The sequence below is a fragment of the Bradyrhizobium sp. B097 genome, from assembly GCF_038957035.1.
Lineage (GTDB): Bacteria > Pseudomonadota > Alphaproteobacteria > Rhizobiales > Xanthobacteraceae > Bradyrhizobium.
The window spans coordinates 7,054,462-7,070,029 of record NZ_CP152412.1 but is presented as its reverse complement, the minus strand read 5'-3'; the positions used below and the strand labels follow the sequence as shown (position 1 = coordinate 7,070,029).

13 protein-coding genes are annotated in these 15,568 nt (G+C 55.2%); 12 read left to right on the top strand and 1 reads right to left on the bottom strand.

Features of this window, described 5'->3' with window-relative positions:
• The first annotated feature begins 55 nt into the window (after positions 1–55).
• From AAFG07_RS32520 to AAFG07_RS32470, 11 genes are all read left to right on the top strand, one after another.
• Positions 56–919 carry an amidohydrolase family protein gene (locus AAFG07_RS32520; RefSeq protein ID WP_342723798.1) on the top strand — a complete coding sequence of 288 codons (864 nt, stop codon included), beginning with the start codon at positions 56–58 and terminating at the stop codon, positions 917–919.
• A gap of 164 nt (positions 920–1,083) precedes the next feature.
• The gene (locus tag AAFG07_RS32515) at positions 1,084–2,274 is read left to right on the top strand and encodes a Xaa-Pro peptidase family protein (protein ID WP_342723797.1); all 1,191 of its coding nucleotides are present in this window, start codon (positions 1,084–1,086) and stop codon (positions 2,272–2,274) included.
• Between the two features lie 295 nt (positions 2,275–2,569).
• Positions 2,570–3,400, top strand: a complete 831-nt coding sequence (locus tag AAFG07_RS32510; protein ID WP_342729307.1) for an amino acid ABC transporter permease — start codon at positions 2,570–2,572, stop codon at positions 3,398–3,400.
• A 15-nt stretch (positions 3,401–3,415) separates the two neighbouring features.
• Positions 3,416–4,180, top strand: a complete 765-nt coding sequence (locus AAFG07_RS32505) for an amino acid ABC transporter ATP-binding protein (protein WP_342723796.1) — start codon at positions 3,416–3,418, stop codon at positions 4,178–4,180.
• Positions 4,181–4,225: 45 nt separating this feature from the next.
• Positions 4,226–5,071, top strand: a complete 846-nt coding sequence (locus AAFG07_RS32500) for a transporter substrate-binding domain-containing protein (protein ID WP_342723795.1) — start codon at positions 4,226–4,228, stop codon at positions 5,069–5,071.
• A gap of 207 nt (positions 5,072–5,278) precedes the next feature.
• Positions 5,279–6,286: a D-2-hydroxyacid dehydrogenase gene (locus AAFG07_RS32495; protein WP_342723794.1), complete on the top strand. Its 1,008-nt coding sequence runs from the start codon at positions 5,279–5,281 to the stop codon at positions 6,284–6,286.
• Positions 6,287–6,678: 392 nt separating this feature from the next.
• Positions 6,679–7,434, top strand: coding sequence for a GntR family transcriptional regulator (locus AAFG07_RS32490; protein WP_342723793.1), 756 nt, complete (start codon positions 6,679–6,681; stop codon positions 7,432–7,434).
• An 808-nt stretch (positions 7,435–8,242) separates the two neighbouring features.
• A complete protein-coding gene (locus AAFG07_RS32485; protein WP_342723792.1) occupies positions 8,243–9,256 on the top strand; it encodes a sterol desaturase family protein in 1,014 nt (337 codons plus the stop codon).
• Between the two features lie 126 nt (positions 9,257–9,382).
• Complete coding sequence (locus AAFG07_RS32480; protein ID WP_342723791.1) at positions 9,383–9,700, top strand: non-heme iron oxygenase ferredoxin subunit; 318 nt, start codon at positions 9,383–9,385, stop codon at positions 9,698–9,700.
• 284 nt (positions 9,701–9,984) lie between these two features.
• Positions 9,985–11,202 (top strand): FAD-dependent oxidoreductase, encoded by a 1,218-nt coding sequence (locus AAFG07_RS32475; RefSeq protein ID WP_342729306.1) that lies wholly within the window; start codon positions 9,985–9,987, stop codon positions 11,200–11,202.
• Between the two features lie 914 nt (positions 11,203–12,116).
• Entirely contained in the window at positions 12,117–12,965 is an 849-nt protein-coding gene (locus AAFG07_RS32470) for a transporter substrate-binding domain-containing protein (protein WP_342723790.1), read from the top strand.
• Positions 12,966–13,071: 106 nt separating this feature from the next.
• On the opposite strand, the gene AAFG07_RS32465 is transcribed toward AAFG07_RS32470, so the two are convergent.
• Positions 13,072–13,512 (bottom strand): hypothetical protein, encoded by a 441-nt coding sequence (locus AAFG07_RS32465; protein ID WP_342723789.1) that lies wholly within the window; start codon positions 13,510–13,512, stop codon positions 13,072–13,074.
• A 172-nt stretch (positions 13,513–13,684) separates the two neighbouring features.
• Between AAFG07_RS32465 and AAFG07_RS32460 the strand changes: the two genes are divergently transcribed.
• The gene (locus tag AAFG07_RS32460) at positions 13,685–15,406 is read left to right on the top strand and encodes an AMP-binding protein (RefSeq protein WP_342723788.1); all 1,722 of its coding nucleotides are present in this window, start codon (positions 13,685–13,687) and stop codon (positions 15,404–15,406) included.
• The last annotated feature ends 162 nt before the right edge of the window (positions 15,407–15,568 follow it).

The following is a 15,568-nucleotide window of genomic DNA, read 5'->3' as shown; positions in this document are numbered from 1 at the left end:
GTGATAGCAACAAAGCATTCTCGCTCGCGGATATGAGCATTGGAGTCGAGGACAAATGACAGAGCACCTTGGCGCGCGCCGTCGGCTAATCGATTATGCGAGCAAGCCGCCGCTGCCTCAGAGCAACCCGAGCGCAACCCATCTGCAGAATTACGATCTGGTCTACGGCCGTACGCCGACCGAAGAGGCGTCAACTCTCGAACAATTCCTGTCGACCTACGATACGCTCGGTTTTGAGCACGTGGTGGTCAAGGCTAGAGACATAGAGACGACATTCGGCATCAAAATCCGAAATGAGGACGTTGCCGAATTCTGCGCGGTCCATGGTCCGCGCTATATCGGTTTTGCTGGCGTCGATCCGCACAAAGGTATGCAGGCTGTTCGCGAGCTGGAACGGGCGGTCAAAGAATTAGGACTGCGCGGTCTCAATCTGCAGTGCTTTGAGCATAAACTCCCGATCAACGACAAACTGATGTACCCTCTCTACGCCAAGTGCGTAGAGTTGGACATACCGGTCAATATCCACTGCGGCATCAACTTTTCCAGGCAGGCGACCATGGCTTACGGACAGCCGTTTCTGCTGGATGAAGTCCTAATGCATTTTCCTGATCTCCGGGTCTGTGCGGCACCTCCCGGTTGGCCCTGGGTGGAGGAACTGCTCGGTGTGGCGTGGAAGCATCCAACGCTTTTTATTGGCTTGGTGATGGTCAAACCGAAACTGCTGGCTGTTGCGAATTCCGGCTATGAATCACTGTTGCAGTACGGTCGTACAGTACTCAAGGATCGGATCATATTCGGCTCCGGATTCCCGCGTCTCTCACCTGGCCAGGCTGTGCGAGAAGTCGATGAATTGAGCATGCCGGACGAGATCAAGGACCTATGGCTCTACCAAAACGCTAAGCGGTTTCTGCGGCTATAAGGCAGGCCGCATGATTACGCCATGCTGTCCGGCAAAACTCGAGAAGGAGAATGCCTGACCGACGCTGAATTTGATGTCCTAGCAGCCCAGGTGGCTTGCCACGGAAGCCGGAGACACCATCAGTCAATCGTCGTCAGCGCCGCAATAACGTTGAGGAGTTTCAAATGAAACACACGGCAATAGACATTGCTTCCGCCTTGAAGCCAGAATTCGCGTCCGAAGAATACAAGCAGCGCCGACAGCGCGCTGCAGCCCTGATGTTATCACAGGGGATCGATGCACTCTTGCTCAATTCAGAAGCAAATAATCGCTATTTCACCGGGCATACAAGTGGTCGGTGGCTGAGCCGCACGCGTCCGATTTTTCTTATCATAACGAAAGAAGGCGCTGCGACTATTCTCTGTTCGACGAAGAGTGAGGCTGACACCGCGCTTATGACGACGGCGGGCGGTTGCGAAATCAAGGTTTTCGGTGGAACCGGCCACGACATCAAGCCGGGCATCAAAGGCGTTGTCGACGAGCTGACGGCCTTGGGACTGGATAGAGGCCGCGTGGCTGCTGAGCTTGGCGTCCACCATCGACCGCAGCTTTCTGCAATGGCGTTTGAATCGATTCGGGAGGCTCTTCCTCAGTTGAAGCTTGTAGATGGTAGCGGTCTCCTTTGGCGAGCTCGGGCGACCAAGTCGGTCGGTGAAATCGATTACATTAGGACGGCGATCGGTGTTACGGACCGTATGTATGACAAGGTTCCAGAGTGGCTGGGAGCTGCAGAGAGCGAGCGTGCAGCGTTTACCCGTGTCGGACTGGATGTCCTAACATTTGGGGCGGAAGCCTTCGGCTACCGCAGTGTAAACGATGTCACCCAACCTCCTGGCGCCGGATATACCGATCGCCCCATCCGAAAGAACAGTGTGATCTACATCGATTCAACCTGCAGTGTGGCAGGTTATTGGGCGGACTTCGCGCGGATTTTTGCGGTCGGCGCTCCAACGTCTGAGCTGGAGGATACGTACAAGCGGCTGTGGGACATCACGGGTGAAGAAATCAACGCGGTGCGCCCCGGTGCAACCATCAACGAGGTATACTCAGTCGCTAGACGAGCCACTGAAAGGCTGACTGGTACAACTCCGACATTGGGCCGCGTTGGCCATTCGATTGGCCTCGAAATCGTGGAACCGCCGTCACTTTGTGAGGAGGAGCAGTGGGTGCTCGAGCCGGGCATGGTTTTCTGCATCGAGCCAAGCCTGAACTCACCGAGCGGTAGCACGCTTATTGCTGAAGAGATGGTCGTTGTAACGGAAACGGGCTTCGAATTGCTGACCAAACGCGCCACAGAGCGGCTTTTGCGAATATAGCCGGCTTGCCAAGCAGTTCGTGCTCGAATCGCGCGGGCGGTGGCTACCGTCGAACAAAGTCTGCAAGGATCTCACATCAAGGAAGTTCAGCGTGAATATGTGGAATGAGCCTATCCGCAGTCGGGTGAATGATGGAGATATCTCGGCCGCTTCCGGTCACCAGGCGGATGTTACAACTCCTGGACGGGGTCACCGCGTTTATCCCGCATGGTTTCATAGCATAAGAAACCTGCCGCAAACTCGAGCAGGTGCGTCGAAGGGAGACAGACCATTGGCAATCGATAGGGATGGTCAGATTGAAGACCTGCTACAGCTAAAGCGGGTGCGTCGATCGCACGTGGGTCGGTACATCGGCGCGGCCATCGTTATCGCAGTGATTTCCTGGATCGTCGTGGCATTTGCGAATGGACAGATCGACTGGTCGGTCACGGGCAAGTATCTGACGGCCCGTACTATCCTCCTCGGGTTGGGCAACACAGTTCTCTTGGCCGTTCTAGCAATGCTACTTGCGATCGCGATCGGGGTGACTGTCGCGGTCATGAGGTTTTCCTCTAATCCGATCGTGAACTGGGCCGCCGTTGCTTACGTTTGGTTCTTTCGCGGCATCCCTTCGTTGCTGCAACTGCTCATCTTGTTCAATTTGGCGCTGATCTTTCCAACGATCGGCATCCCCGGGCTGTTCGAATGGCGGACGGTTGACGTGATGACGCCCTTTGTCGCTGCGCTGCTCGGACTCGGGATCGCACAAGCGGCCTATACTTCGGAAGTCGTGCGTGCCGGACTACTATCTGTCGACAGCGGGCAGTATGAAGCGGCCAGTGCAATCGGTATGCACGGACTTCAAGCATTGCGTCGGATAGTGTTGCCCCAGGCGATGCGCGTCATTCTACCGCCGCTAGGCAATGAATTTATTGGGATGATCAAATGGACCTCGCTCGCGAGCGTAATTCAATTTTCTGAGGTCATGTATGCTTCAGAAAGCATCTACTACGTAAACAGTAGAGTTATTGAGCTGCTATTTGTTGCGGCTTTTTGGTACGTGGTCGTCATATCGATACTGTCAATTTTGCAAAGCAGGGTAGAGCGTCATTTCTCCCGAGGAGTGAAGCATGTTGTGCATGAATAGGGGAGAGACAGCGAAATGACTTCGATCCTGAAAGCGAGAGATGTGCGCAAGTCATTTGGGAACTTCGACGCACTCAAGGGAATCGATCTGGAGATTACGCGCGGAGAGGTCGTGTGCTTAATTGGACCGTCGGGGTCTGGCAAAAGTACCTTTCTTCGCTGTCTTAACCAGCTTGAAACTATAGATGGCGGCGCCATATGGATTGACGGCGAGTTGATCGGATATCGACGCAAAGGCAACAAGCTGCATGAGCTTACAGAACGGGAAATCGCACGTCAGAGACTTGCAACAGGAATGGTGTTTCAGCGGTTTAATCTTTTCCCGCATAAGACAGCCCTGCAAAACGTCGTCGAAGGCCCGATCCAAGTTCTAAAGATGAAGCGTAAGCTGGCTGAAGAAGCCGCCCGCGAACTGCTACATCGTGTTGGTCTTTCGAGCAAATTCAACTCCTATCCGGTTGAACTGTCCGGGGGACAACAGCAGCGCGTCGCAATCGCGCGGGCGCTTGCGATGAAACCGGCCCTCATGCTTTTCGATGAGCCGACCTCTGCACTTGACCCCGAACTGGTAGGGGAGGTGCTCGCTGTCATGCGCGATCTCGCCAAGTCCGGAATGACAATGATTATTGTGACCCACGAACTTGGGTTTGCGCGCGAAGTGGCAAATCGAGTTATGTTTATGGATCACGGGCTTGTCGTCGAAAGCGGACCTCCCCAGCAAATTCTTGGTACCCCGACGCACGCGCGTACGCGAGATTTCATCTCGGCGGTGCTGAGCTGATCGGATTGACGATAGATCAATTTCCATAAACGACAGGGAATTAGTATGTCTGATGTATTCACAGCAGCACGTAACCTCGCGTCCGGTCTATTAGTTTGTACATGCCTTATGATCTCCGCAGCCGATGCGCAGGAGTCTGGCAAGGTGATTAATGTCGGGACGGGAAACTATGCACCGTTGGAATTCAAGGATCCGCAAACCGGCGAACTAACGGGTTTCAATCATGACCTTTTCAATGCGATGGCCAAGAAGGCCGGGTTTAAGGTCAACTGGATTGAGGCCTCTTATCTAGAGCAAGCCAGCTTTGCTCCCCTCAAGACTGGTCGCGTAGACATCCAATCCGGAGTCATGGGGGACACGCCCGAGAGGCGCGAAATCGGTGTGAACTTCATCGATTTTATGTACGACCCGGCGTACTTCTACACGCTCAGCGGCAAGGCGAATCAATTTGTGGACGCGGCCGTCTTATGTGGGAAGCGCGTAGCGAATGTGCGCGGCAGCAAAATGATGACTACAGCCGTTGACCATTGGAGCGAGGAAAACTGCACGAAGGCAGGTAGGCCCGCTGTAATTCAGGTTGATGTTGCTAGCACGGGAGAGGAAAAATTGATGTTAAAGCAGGGCCGGGTGGACGCTGCCTTTACCGCCGTCAGCGCATTGGTGCAGGGTGCCCAAGCCGGGGACGACGCATACAAAGCGCTTGGTACGCCGTTGTCCAAGTTCACATACGGGTTTCCCTTCTTAGAAAAGAACAGGGAAGTCGCCGAGACGCTAAAGAAGGCGTTGGACGAGCTGATAGCCGACGGCACTTATGCTCAGCTCATGAACAAGTGGGGGCTGCCCGATGATTGCTCGATCGGTAAGGTCGCGTCCATCAACGCTGGCAAATGAGTGCCGCCTTCAGGAGAGGGTAACGGGTTCTTTAGCTTGAGGAGTTGCGTCGTTCGCGTTTTCAAGCATCAGATAGCGACCGCTTTTCCTACGAATGTGAAGATTTAGCCGATCGGCAGTTATGCCGGTCAAAGTATGGTTGAGCCCAGGGAATGCCGTGGGGAAGATGCGCTCTTCCGTACGTGGGCTATTTCATCGGAGAAAACAATGGCTGAGAAGGGTGAAGGCAATCGCTACCGGCTCATCGACGTACATCGAGTCGGCAAGTCGCGCCTTCGGGTGTTGATACATCACCAGAGGTGCCGGGACTTCGTTCAAGCCCTCGATAAGGAATTGCATATCGACGACGTGACCGGAAACTTGCTTAGCGAGGAAAACCTCGCCGAGGTTGACGTGTTGTTCGCTTTCAGCTGCCCTGACGATATCCTTGCTCGTATGACTTCCCTCAAATGGATACAGAGTACAGGTGTAGGTATTGACTCCTTCCAGAACCATTGCCGACTGAACCCTCAGATTCTGGTCACCGCCGCGAAGGGCTTAGCGGCGGAGTCAGCAGCCAGCTTGGTTCTAATGGCCACTCTCGCTTTTCATTGGAACCTGCTGGAAAGAATGAAGCATCAGCGGACGCATCATTGGGAGCCTCATGCAAACTACACGCCGGAACCGCTCATTTCATCGCGCACCATGGGGGTCGTGGGGCTGGGCCAGATCGGAGCCATGATCGCTAGCCACGCCAAACATCTCGGTATGCGGGTTGTTGGCACCAAGCGAAATCCCACGCCCGTGGAGGCCGTCGATGCAGTGTATCCCCCCGAGGAGTTGCATCGTCTGCTGAGCGAGTCGGATTTCGTGGCACTTGCCCTCCCGCTCGTGGGGGATACCCGTGCACTGCTCGGAGCGGCAGAGTTCAAAGCGATGAAGCGAACCGCGGTTTTGATCAACGTGGCACGAGGGGGAGTCATTGACGAAGCAGCACTCCTGGCGGCCTTGCGTAATGGCACAATCGGTGGCGCCGCACTCGACGTGTTTCCCGTGGAGCCACTTCCATCAGACAGTCCGTTCTGGGACGCGCCGAACACGCTTATCACACCTCACCTCGGTGGGAACCGTACGGACGCATACGATGCAAGTGCGGCACTCCTCGCGTCCAATCTGAAGGCTTATCCCGATAAGCAAAATATGTCCGGACTCTGCGACTCTACACTTGGCTACTGATGGCTGCTGCGCTGCTGCCGCTGATTGGCTGCGCCGAGACGACGGCGCAGCCAAAAGAAAGTCGGCGTCAGACTGGCCGCAGTTCGAAGCTCTGACGTCAGGCTTCCGCCTGTCAATGGCGCAGAGCCAATGGCCGGACTTCATCGTTTTCTCGCAAGAACGATGAACGAAAGCTGCAGACTACGAGCAGGTCCAACCTGCGGGCGGCTCATGAGCCCTCAGCATCGAGGGATCACATCCCCAGCAGTTGGGCGTGCTGGAGCTAGGAAATTCACATGCAATCTGAATAATCAACATTTGTACGTCCATATATTGGAGTTGACTTCTTATTATCTTCACGTGAAGTTCCTCCACTTGTATTTACAAGTCGGGAAATGTCCCGGGAGGACTATTTGGAGGATCCCCAGCAAGTAGCTCGATACGCCGCCGTCGCCGATCAGTTGAAGGCTCAGATCGGAAAGTTGGCTTCCAATTCGTTGTTGCCCAGCGAGGACCAGCTCGCTCGGCGCTTCAAGGTCAGTCGAGTGACCATTCGGCGAGCGCTCGCGGTTTTGGAGGGGAGCGGGTTGGTCGACCGGCAGCGTGGCCGGGGTACCATCGTCAATCCTCCCAAGGTGCTGCGCTCGCTGATACCGATGGTGCCGATCGAAGACGATTTGATGCAGCAGGGATTGAAGATGACGACCGAGGTCTTGTCGGTAGAGCGCCGCGCGTGCGTCCCAGACCATGTTTTGGACAAGCTGCAGCGTACGCGCTCGGATGCAATCTCTGCCATCACACTGCTTCGGAGTGTCGATGACAGGGTCATTTCCTTCGATCGCCGCTATATCTCCGACTCAATCGTCGACGATTTAGACCTCAGCGAGATCGGTACCACGCCGACGTGGATCTTGTTTGGCCGTTGCGCCAGGCTGCCAATTACAGAGTACAAAACCGAAATGGAGTTCGTGCCGTCGTCTCAAGATGAGGCCAGGATTCTGCGGGTTACGCCCGGTACGTTGCTTGTGGTGAACACCGGCACCGACCATCTGCAGGACGGCGAACCGTATTGTGTCACTGCCATGTATTACCGTATCGATCGGGTTAGATTTTCGTTTGTATTCGGCGACTCACAAATGAATAATATGCCGGTCAAAACGAATCCGTAAGGTCGATCTCATCTTTTCCCCGCAAGCTTAGGCCGCTCTCTCAAAGTTCAGGAGGGCTTTCGAAACATTCCGATAGGTCGCGCCTTTCTCGCCCGACGATCGGCCACAGGAATGTTCGATTGTGAGCTGCGCTATCGTCCGCGAGCCAGTTCGCGCGGCTGCATGCAGAATATCCGAGAGCTGGTGACCAGCGCAGAGCTGCCTGAACGACGGATTTGGGGGGCATAGTGTATCGCTCAGGGCCCAATCGTTGAGAAACACGCTCCACCGTTGCGCAACTCACTCTCGCACTGCGAGGGTACCTTCGTCGTCGACCGTCGGAGGCATCGCAACCGGCACGGCGGATGTGGCATCACGCACTTCTTCAATCTAATCGATCTCGTAAACCGCTTAGACCGAGAAACGAACGGATCTCGCCATCACCACGAGCATAAGGTTGGACGAATAGCTTCCGCCTTCGGCGACCTCAAGCCGATTTTCGCATTGCCTCATTGCTAACTGTGGGCGTTTCGCGAAACGCGCCTGCTCACCAATAGGCCGCCAAATACTGTTTCGCGCGACGTAACCGCGACCAATTTTGTCCAGCAAGTACTGAGAGTTGCGCCAGTTCGCCAACGGTCGGCGCCGTTCGCTGTCCCGAACCGTCGGCTTGCGTTTACAGGTTGGTATTGACACATTCCCAAACTTGTAGATACTTATCTGTGTCTACAACTTTGGCTGCTCTAAGCCGGTTGATGATCTGGTTCAAATGGGCGCGAAAGGTGACCCCAGATGGGACCCCGCCGCGATAACGAGGATGGAGACGAACATGGATGAAACCCTACATGGAACCCGCAACAGAAGGGGCTACTGGGCACCCAAGAAGCTGATTAACCGGGCGCCCGTCTTCGTCTGGCCGATTCAGCCGCTCAAGGCTTTTCGGTATGTGTTTGGATTTCCCGGGTACATCTGGCCCAAAAACCTGGCCTTCGTCGGGCTCACCTTCGCTGCGATTGAGTATTTGACGCCCTCGTTGGAAACGATGCGAAACTTCAGCGTCGATTGGATTTCGCTCATTCTTCTGCGCAATGCAGTGCTGGCGTTCTTGATGTATGGCGGCTTGCATTTCATGCTCTACGTTCGGCGCCGCCAAGGGACTGCTTTTAAATACAACGAGAAGTGGCCAGAGGCTAATAATTCAAGCTTTCTATTTCGAAGCCAAACCGCCGAGAACGTGTTCTGGACGATGTGCAGTGGAGTGCCAGTCTGGACGGCGTACGAAGCGGTGATCTGGTGGATGTACGCCAACGGCTACATTGCTCATGTCGATTTCACGCAACATCCGATCTATTGCGTGGCTTTGCTCCTCTTGTTGCCGGCATATGGAGGCGTACACTTTTATCTGACCCATCGCCTGATCCACATGGGGCCGCTCTATAATTTGATTCATAAGGTGCATCATAACAACTTCAACCCAGGACCGTGGTCCGGCTTGTCGATGCACACCTTCGAACACATTATCTATTTCTCCCTTGCGCTGTTCGTTCTTGTCGTGCCGTCAAACCCGATTCATCCGATGTTTTTGCTCACCCTGTATGCCTTGCACCCCGCGATTGGCCATCTAGGCTTCCACGCGGTTCGGACGCGTGATGGAAAGTTCATCGATAACGACATTTACATGCACTATCTGCATCACAAATACTTCGAAGTGAACTATGGTGGCGAGCTTCATGGACTCGACTGGCTGTTCGGAACAGAGCATGACGGTTCGCCTGAAGGCGAAGAGGCGATGTACAGGCGGATAAAAGCCAAAAAGTATGTGCGTGGCGCAACAGCGGCTTGAGCATTAGCTCAAAACTACCTGCAAAAACTCTAGATGCCCCTTCCCCCACGCCACAAGTCGCGCGGGGTGGGTGGAGGGGGGCGCTGAGCCGGCTGGGCGATCTGCCCACAAAGAGGAGGATTCAAATTGACTGCGGTAGATTGGACAGCGGTCTGCGCCGCCGATGCATTGCAGCCCGAAGAGGCGCTGCGGTTTGACCATGAAGGGCGCACGTTTCTGATTGTTCGCTCGCCAGAGGGAGATTATTTCGCGATTGATGGATTCTGCTCTCATGAGAAAGTCCACCTCGCCGACGGCATTGTTGACGGTCATATTATCGAATGCGCCAAACACCTAGGAACGTTCGATTACCGAACGGGCGAGGCGCGTGCGCTACCCGCATGCATCGATCTGCGCAGCTATGAAGTAAAAATTGACGCCAACACTGTCTTCGTCAAGGTTTAAAATGAGACAAGCGAGGCGGCAGTTTAGCAGCGATACCAAGGCTGTTGTGATTTGTCACTCAGCCGTGCGCTACGATTGTCATCCGTGATCATGGCCACTTTGACGCATATGTACATGCCGGTACTTGAAGGTTACGTCGCCCTCACTCGCAACATCAAGGAGATAGCGAGGCGAGCAGCTATCGTTGACTCCGTTCCGATAGCGCCACCAATTCGGCGCGACGACGGTCGAGCGCAAACCCCACTCAAACTCACCTGGTAGCTTTGGGCAATAAACCTGCAATAGTGATTGTCGGGGCGGGCGAGGCGGGTACGGCCGCTGCGCTCGCGCTGCGGGAGAACGGTTGGGAGGGACGGATCTCCCTAATCGGTAATGAAGCTATGCTGCCATATGAGCGGCCCCCGCTGTCCAAGGCCATATTGAGCGAGGAGACGAACCCCGGACCGAAGTTGCTGGTGACCGCCGAGCGTCTGGCAGACCTAAGAATTGATTACCGCGAAGGGCGCACCGTACAAGCGATAGATCGTTCGGTACGCGCGGTCATTCTCTCGGACGGCGCCCAGTTGAACTATCAGCGCCTGTTGCTGACCACAGGTGCCCGACCTCGGCAGTTGAATATTCCTGTCGATGCCGGAAGCAAAGTAGCAACCCTACGCACGTACGCGGATGCGCTGGAAATACGGCGAGCCATCCGACGAGGGAGTCAGGTTCTAATCATCGGTGCCGGCTTCATCGGGCTCGAAGCTGCTGCGAGCGCTGTTCTGAGAGGTGCCTCGGCCACCCTGGTCGAAGCCGGTCCTCGAGTACTGATGCGAGCAGTACCGAAAGCTATGGCTGAGCTCGTCAAGAAAAAGCATGAGCGATCGGGAGTGCGCATTGAGACCAATGCTATGGTCGTACGCGTTGATACCAAAGAAGGACGGTCCGAGGTCGTGCTGGCGGATGGCCGCGCGTACCTCGCTGATCTGGTACTCGTTGGGATAGGTGCGGTGCCGAACGTCGAGCTCGCGCAGTCAGCGGGACTCTATGTCCACGACGGTATCGTCGTAGATGAGACGCTAGTCACCTCGGATAGTGATATCTTCGCTGCCGGTGATTGTTGTTCATTTCCGCACCGCCTCTACGGCATGAACTTAAGGCTCGAGGCGTGGCGTAACGCGCAGCGACAGGGGGCAGCTGCTGCCGTCAACATGCTCGGCGCGAACAAGCCATACATTGACGTGCCATGGTTTTGGTCAGATCAATACGACGAAACGCTCCAAATTGCGGGCCTCTGTCGTGAAGAACATGTCGCGGTGGTCAGGAACCTGGGCGCAAAGGGGCAACTTCTCTTCTACCTTGCTCCGGACGGTCGTCTGGTCGGCGCATGCGGCTTCGGTAGCCTCGGCACGATCGCGAAGGAGATACGGTTCGCGGAGATCATGATTGGTAAGCGTCTTGCTCCCAAAGCAGAAGCTCTCGCTGACCCCGCTGTCAACACGAAGTCTCTAACGGCCTGCTGATAGTCGCTAGTAGGCGAAGGCGCTCGCTACGACATGTGATCTTACACAGACTTGGAATGACGATGATCACCGTGAGTCGTCATTCGAGTTGGGCGTGAAGTGGAGAGCGCAATCTTAGGATAATGCTTATGCTTGGCAAAAAAGTCATTCTCGAAGTCTCTCCAACGGCCGACGCATATTTCCCGTAATTACGTTGTGCTAGCATCCGACCTCTGTTGATCGCGTGCGCGACGGATTAGTCGTGAGCCTCGTCATCATCACCAGCGCGTCGCGCCGTAACCTGCCACAGCTCGCCTCGCTGCGAATGACGAAGTCCAGTTTGCCGCACCGGTCTGCCAGATCATAACTTTTTGGACGTTTCCAAAATACCTAAAGATATTAGTCAACCTCAGCCACAGTGATAAGCTTCGAGAAAGGCCCGTCCTATGACGGCAGTCTCGAGGGTGACATTGGGCGTGCGGTATGAAGTCGGGACGCATCTTGTCGGATGATGTGGTGCTTTCGGAGGACAAGCAGGTTTACGATGAGGGGCTGCCTGTCCCAGAACTCTGCTGAGTTAATCGGTGACCTATTTTCCGCTGACGAACAGGGTTTGGAATGGCGCTTCATCGAAAACGGGGGCAGCAAAAGCGCGATAGTATCATTCGGGGCGCCCGCAATGAAATCGGCGTTCATGCTCTTAGAAGGGCTAACTGCCGCGCGTGAATCCGAATTAGTGCGAGACGCTCGCCGTGATGCGTGATCTCGCCGGCTCAGAATGACAATGGTTATAGTGACCGACGAAGCTCGGGTCTCGCGTGAGGTGGCAAGCCCCTTTACCATGGATCACAGCGGAGCGTGGGGAGCGCTGAATCTTATTTCAATGGTGCTGAGCTGAGTGAACTGCCGTCGACTTAAACAAGAGGGGACTCAATATGCCTATTAGATCTACCGCCATATGTACCTTCGTATCCAGCCTCGCTCTTTGTGTTAGCCTACTAGCTACCTCGGCATATGCGCAGTCTTCCGAGAAGATCATTAATGTCGGGACCGTCATTAACTATCCGCCGCTAGAATTCAAGGATCCCAAAACCGGCGAGCTAACGGGCTTCAACCATGACCTGTTTGAGGCGATGGCCAAAAAGGCTGGGTTCAAGGTCAACTGGATCGAGGCTGCTTGGGTGGAGCAGGCCAGCTTTGCTCCCCTCCGCACGGGCCGCGTAGATGTTGCAACGGGGGATATGTTTGACACGCCGGAGAGGCGCGAAAGCGGGGTGAGCTTTATCGATTTTCTCTCTGAACCAATGTATTTCTACACTCTCACCGCGAAGGCCGACCAGTTCAAGGACTTAGCTGCCTTGTGCGGAAAGCGTGTGGCTAATTCGCGCGGTAGCAAAGCGATGCTCGGGACCGTTGAGCGCTGGAGCCAGGAAAATTGTACGAAAGCAGGAAAGCCTGCCGTGGAACAGCTTGAAGTGGCGAGCACAGCAGAACAGATGTTGGCATTGAAGCAGGGGCGAGTCGATGCCGGCTTCACTAACGCAAGTAATTTTGCAGCATCAAAAATGAGCGATGGCGACTTGCTCAAACAGCTCGGCGAACCCTTGGGCAAGTTTCTGCTCGGTTTCCCCGTATTGGCAACGAACACGGCTCTTAGAGACACACTCAAGAAGTCGTTGGATCAGGTGATAGCCGACGGTACCTATGCCCAGCTCTTGAATAAGTGGTATCTCCGGGAAGACAGCTCGATCGGTAATTCGTCAACGATCGACGCCGGTAAGTGAGCTTCGTCAGAAACGCGAAGTACGACCGCCATCGCCTCTAGGGGCGGTGGCGGATCTCAAACTACATCTTGTTGAGCCGCAAAATTATCTCTCGACCAGCACTACACTAAGTTATCTGCGGAACGTTCTGCCCAACCGCTTGAGCGGTTTCATTTGGCAGCATACGTCCCCATTGCTCGACTTCATGAATGATTTTAAGCAGCGAACTGTCTGCGGGCGCCTCGCCGAGCGCGCTGGGAGTGCGGGCGAAGTCAGTGATTGAAAGTCGCTGCACAGCTATCGAATGTCGCATTGAAGCCAAGAGGCGGTCTTTTCGGCGAGCTTCAGGACCGTGGCGGACTCGCGGTTTTGTAAGCACGTGAAACAAGCCGTCTTGACGGCTTTGCCCAAGATTGCGCGATTGGTTTAAGGTTGGCCGCATAAAATCCTCCCGCCTCGCACGAATACTCATGCCCAAACGGGGTAATCCAATGCCTTGTGAAATGACATCGGCTCCGGGCGGGATAAGAAAAGTTGTCCAGGTTTGATGTGCTGGCTCTCGAGCCATGTCAGCTCCCTATTGGTTAGTTTATGACTAGAGAGAAGGCATGGAAATATAACCTTTTGGAAGCACCTAAGTGAGCTGAAAATATTGGCCGGCCCAGCAACAACTCATCTAAGAAAGCCCAACTGTCGCACATCCACGCTGCAGAACGATGTGGCGTTAAAGTGGGGGTTCCATGTCCAAGCCGGTCCACACGCTGCAGATTGCAGATGAACGACTGAAGGAAGTTGCGGGCATCAAGAAGCGCGCGCGTATTGCTTTGGCGACGGTCCCTCCCGCACATGAGCGCCGCGCGCTTATTGAGGCCGAACCCCTCCCAATAAACTTCGAAGCCCTAATCCGCGAAGCGTCGCGAGAAGGCGGAGATTCGCTCGTTTGGCACTTCATCGATAGCGGAGAAAAGCTACGTTATGATGAGCTTGAGACCCAAACACGCGCGTTGGCTGCCGGATTTGTGCAGCTCGGTATAAGGAAGGGTACGCATGTTGCGGTGATGCTGCCCAATATCGCGGCGATGCCGTTGACCTGGTTGGCACTAGGTATTCTTGGCGCGGTAATGGTGCCGCTGAATACCGGGTATAGCGAGCGTGAGATAGAATACGTCCTTAACGATAGCAGCGCCTCGTTTGTCGTCACAACCTCGCTACTGCTGCCGACGATCCAGCGGGCCATCGCGCGTGGAGCGGTCTCCATGCCCGCAGAAAGGATGATTGTCGCGGGAAGTGCGCCAGCAGGCCACGTTGCCCTTGGCTCTTTGATGCAGGCCGATCCCGGCGCCTTGCTGCCGACGCCCGATGTGCATCACGATACCTTGCTCAACATCCAGTATACGTCAGGCACGACTGGCTTTCCGAAGGGCTGCATGTTGTCACAGCGCTTTTGGCTTAGTGCTGGCAAGGTCAATGCGTTCCGCGACGGTCGGGTCTATCGTCGGATCTTAACATCCACGCCATTTTTCTACATTGACCCGCAGTGGATATTGCTGATGACGCTGTACCAGCGGGCAACGCTTTACATTGCCGAGCGGCAGAGCGCCTCACGCTTCATGAGGTGGGTGCGAGAATACGGGATCGAATTTTGCCATTTGCCACATTTGACTCTGAAGCAGCCAGTCGATTCCCGCGACAGCGAGAATGCCGTGATCCGGGCGAGCATTTTCGGGGTTCCGCCGCGACTGCACGCCGAACTCGAGGAGCGTTTCGATCTCTGCGCGCGCGAAGCCTACGGGATGACAGAAATCGCATCGACACTCTATATGCCTTTGGAAGCGACCGACATGGTCGGTTCCGGATCGTGCGGAATTCCTTGCCCCTTTCGGGAGTGCCGCGTAGCCGACGAGAGCGGTGCGACGGTGCCGCCAGGTACAGTCGGAGAACTGCTAGTTCGTGGCCCCGGCATTATGCAAGGTTACTACAAGCGGCCAGATGCGACAGACGCAGCCTTCCACGGCGACTGGTTTCGTACTGGCGATCTATTTCGGATGGACGAGCGTGGTTATTTCTATATCGTTGGACGCATCAAGGACTCGATACGTCGAAGTGGCGAGAACATTGCGGCGCGAGAAGTTGAAACTGTCTTGGCGGCGCACCCGGACGTCACTGAAGTCGCTGTCGTCCCCGTCAAGGACGAGGTCCGCGGTGAGGAGATCAAAGCGATCGTGGTGTGGCGGGAGGGTGTAAGGGGAACGGAGGCCCAGGTCGCCGCTCTAGTCGATCATTGCCGCCGTAATCTCGCGCCCTTCAAGGTGCCCCGGTTCTTCGAGAGCAGAACATCGCTACCGAAGACTGTTTCATCAAAGGTCGCCAAACACCTACTTCTTGCGGAGACTCCCGGCACGATAGTGTTCGACCGGCTTGCCACGGTTTCCGGCGTGATCGGAAACGGAAGCGCGTCATGAGGACCCGCTCTCTTATCGCCGGGGCAGGCAAGGATATGCATTTGTTCGAGTGCCGCCGCCGATTTTGAGTTATCTGAAGCGAACTTCTGACTTTCTCATCGAAAGCGGGAGCGCCGGAAGACTGGTTTGCTTTTGTGCTCATCTGACCTGCGATGAGAGTCG

Bases quoted from the DNA above. Each gene is read 5' to 3' on its own strand.
- AAFG07_RS32485 (WP_342723792.1), top strand. From the start codon at position 8,243: ATGGATGAAACCCTACATGGAACCCGCAACAGAAGGGGCTACTGGGCA.
- AAFG07_RS32465 (WP_342723789.1), bottom strand. From the start codon at position 13,512: ATGGCTCGAGAGCCAGCACATCAAACCTGGACAACTTTTCTTATCCCG.
- AAFG07_RS32495 (WP_342723794.1), top strand. From the start codon at position 5,279: ATGGCTGAGAAGGGTGAAGGCAATCGCTACCGGCTCATCGACGTACAT.
- AAFG07_RS32460 (WP_342723788.1), top strand. From the start codon at position 13,685: ATGTCCAAGCCGGTCCACACGCTGCAGATTGCAGATGAACGACTGAAG.
- AAFG07_RS32520 (WP_342723798.1), top strand. From the start codon at position 56: ATGACAGAGCACCTTGGCGCGCGCCGTCGGCTAATCGATTATGCGAGC.
- AAFG07_RS32470 (WP_342723790.1), top strand. From the start codon at position 12,117: ATGCCTATTAGATCTACCGCCATATGTACCTTCGTATCCAGCCTCGCT.
- AAFG07_RS32515 (WP_342723797.1), top strand. From the start codon at position 1,084: ATGAAACACACGGCAATAGACATTGCTTCCGCCTTGAAGCCAGAATTC.
- AAFG07_RS32500 (WP_342723795.1), top strand. From the start codon at position 4,226: ATGTCTGATGTATTCACAGCAGCACGTAACCTCGCGTCCGGTCTATTA.
- AAFG07_RS32505 (WP_342723796.1), top strand. From the start codon at position 3,416: ATGACTTCGATCCTGAAAGCGAGAGATGTGCGCAAGTCATTTGGGAAC.